Source organism: Nostoc sp. (genome assembly GCF_036917135.1).
Taxonomy (GTDB): Bacteria; Cyanobacteriota; Cyanobacteriia; order Cyanobacteriales; family Nostocaceae; genus Nostoc.
In genome coordinates this window covers 1-2,865 of the sequence record NZ_JBALEA010000001.1, presented here as the reverse complement: position 1 = coordinate 2,865, position 2,865 = coordinate 1, and the positions used below count along the sequence as shown (strand labels likewise).

The 2,865-nt window shown below is 39.7% G+C and carries 2 protein-coding genes; both read right to left on the bottom strand.

All coding sequences use genetic code 11. The annotated features are described in order from the left end of the window. Window positions 1–585: 585 nt before the first annotated feature. Window positions 586–2,370 carry an ABC transporter ATP-binding protein gene (locus V7K50_RS00005; protein WP_442944529.1) on the bottom strand — a complete coding sequence of 595 codons (1,785 nt, stop codon included), beginning with the start codon at window positions 2,368–2,370 and terminating at the stop codon, window positions 586–588. Window positions 2,371–2,603: 233 nt separating this feature from the next. Beyond that, on the bottom strand, window positions 2,604–2,765 hold the full coding sequence (locus V7K50_RS30605) for a phage integrase N-terminal SAM-like domain-containing protein (RefSeq protein WP_442944530.1): 162 nt from the start codon (window positions 2,763–2,765) through the stop codon (window positions 2,604–2,606). Between the last annotated feature and the right edge of the window lie 100 nt (window positions 2,766–2,865).

Sequence of the window (2,865 nt, the reverse complement as noted above, 5' to 3'; positions counted from 1 at the left end):
TCAAAGACGTTAAAGATAATGATAATCAAATAGAGGGGGAAGAAAGCGAGCGTCGCTCGCCTCCTTCCCCCTCTCCACCGCACGATTATCATTTTTAATAAGACTATTTTGAGTATTTTAACTGATTGACAAAATGCACTTTATCTTAACCTCTCACTGATAACTTCCGACAGACTATGTAAATGTGAAGCATAGTGGTTTGTCATCAGACACCTTTATCTACATTTGAGTGTATACCCTGATGACGTAGGATTTTCTCAGGGTGAAAATTTGATATAGGTAAATGCGTATCTTTCCTGACTCCAGATTTGTCACAAACATTTCTGGAGTTTTTTCATTACTTGAGTTTGAAATTACTCATCTAATCTAAACTCTAGTAAATATTTTATTTTCTATACTCATTGTTGGTAAGATTTTCAGCCTCTTTTTTTACAAGTAATTCGTTGTAATGTTTCTGAGTATCTGAAGGAATACCTTGATTAATTTTAAGTAATAATTCAGCCAAATAGTTAAGCGATCGCACTCCTAATCTTGACTAAATAAAAGTGCGATGTCTACTGCAATAAAAACTGCTAGCTGTCTTTCCTACTGATAACCGGCTGCTTGTAACATAAACAACTTGGCATAACGTCCTGCTAGCTGTAATAATTCTTCGTGAGTTCCCTGTTCTATAACTTCCCCATTTTCTATAACTACGATTTTGTCAGCCATTCTTACTGTCGAGAAGCGATGGGAGATCAAAAGTACCATCTGATTTTGAGTAATAGTGCGAAAATGATTGAAAATTTCAAACTCAGCTTGAGCATCTATTGCTGATGTTGGTTCATCCAATACTAAGATATCTGCTTGCGATCGCATAAAAGCACGAGATAAAGCAATTTTCTGCCACTGTCCCCCCGAAAGTTCCTGTCCTTCCTTAAACCAACGACCAAGCTGAGTCTGGAAACTTTCGGGTAATTGGTCAATAAAAGATTTGGACATACCTTTTTGGGCAGCAGTTTGCCAGCGAGTTTTGTTTTCGAGATGTTCTACATCGCCCACGCCAATATTCTCCCCTACAGTGAACTGATAGCGGACAAAGTTCTGAAAAATCACACCTATACGACGCCGCAGCACATCCACATCCCATTCTTGCAAGTCCAAGCCATCTAACAAAATTCGCCCAGAGTCAGGGGTGTAAAGTCGGGTAAGTAGTTTGATTAAGGTAGTCTTACCGGAACCGTTTTCACCGACAATTGCCAATTTCTCTCTGGGTTTCAAATGCAGTGAAATGTTTCTCAACGCTGGCTTAGAACTTCCTGGATAAGTAAAAGATACATTCTCAAAACGAATACCATCTTCAGAATTTAAACCAATGGTTGCCTTACCCCAAGATTTTGGTACTTCTTCCTCCAGAAAATCGTAGAGATTCGATAGATATAGGTTGTCCTCATACATCCCTCCAATAGAAGTCAGGGCATTAGAGAAAGTAGATTGTCCTTGACGAAACACGGTGAGATACATCGTCATATCTCCCAAAGAAATCTTACCTAGCACTGTTTCCAGGACAATCCAAGCATAAGCTAGGTAAAAAGCACCAGTACTGAGTAAACCCAGCAGATACCCCCACAGTCCTCGCCGCAGAGTCAAATCGCGGTCTTCGCCATAAAGTTGCTCAAACAGGTTGCGGTAACGTCCTAGCAACATCTCTCCTAGCTGGTAGAGTTTAACTTCTGTGACAAAATCTTCTCTTGCTAGCAGATTTTCTAGGTAGTGCTGTTGACGAGTTTCTGCTGCACGCCAACTAAACAAGCGAAAGCCTTCTCCAGCAAACTTTGTTTCAGAAATAAATACAGGCATAGCTGCCAAAATCAGCACCACCACCGCCCAACCTGAGAAATTTACTAGCAAAATACCGTAGGTGAAGAGGGAAAGAGCATTTTGCACTAACCCAAAGGTGCGGTTTACTAAAGAAAGGGGACGAACTGATGCTTCTCTTCGGGCATTGGTCAGTTTGTCATAAAATTCTGAGTCTTCAAACTGCCTAAGATCCAGTGTCAGCGCCTTTTCTAAGATGAGTACATTTACTCGCTGACCCATTAGCGCCCGCAATAACGATTGACAAATGACGATTCCCCTCTGACTGCCTGCTAGTAAAATTACAGCGATCGCTTCTAATCCTACATACCATAGAGATGGATAAATATTGACAAGACCATTGCTGTGTGAATTAACTTGAGAGGCAAATACCACCGCATCAACAATCAACTTACCAATGTAAGATATCGCCGCCGGTAAAAGACCACCCACTAAAGTTAAACTAGCCAGAAGAATAGTAAGCGATCGGCTAGTAGTCCATACTAAGTTTACAGCCCGTCCACTGTAGCGCAAAACCGTCAGTGATTGGCGTAGGATATTTCTTTTTTTTTAATTTTCATCTTTTTTTGGGCGAGATCCCCCAGCTTGGGCAGATTTTCCTAACTCTTTTAATCTTTATAAATTTTACATTTTTATCAGAATGTTGGCTGAAAATCCCGAAGTTGAAACCTAAAAACTAGTTTTGTCGGGTGTGTTATTCCGTAGGCTAACGCACTAGGGTGTTAACTTTGTACCATTTTAGGTGTTCAAAATTCATGCAAAATAGATATATGCCATTGGTTCTGCGTTGATGCAGCCACATTTTCATTTACAGCAAGATGCGTTAAAAATTCTTCAATTTCCTTACTCCCCATATCTTTAGGATGGCGCTTATTATGAAAAAGGATATAGCGTCTAATCCAGTAAATATAAGTGGCTCTTCAGTACTTGTTATGCTAAACTAATAATTAAAATGCCAATTCAATAAGCATCTTACTCTAAAATTATTAAAGTTTCTGAACCCATAAG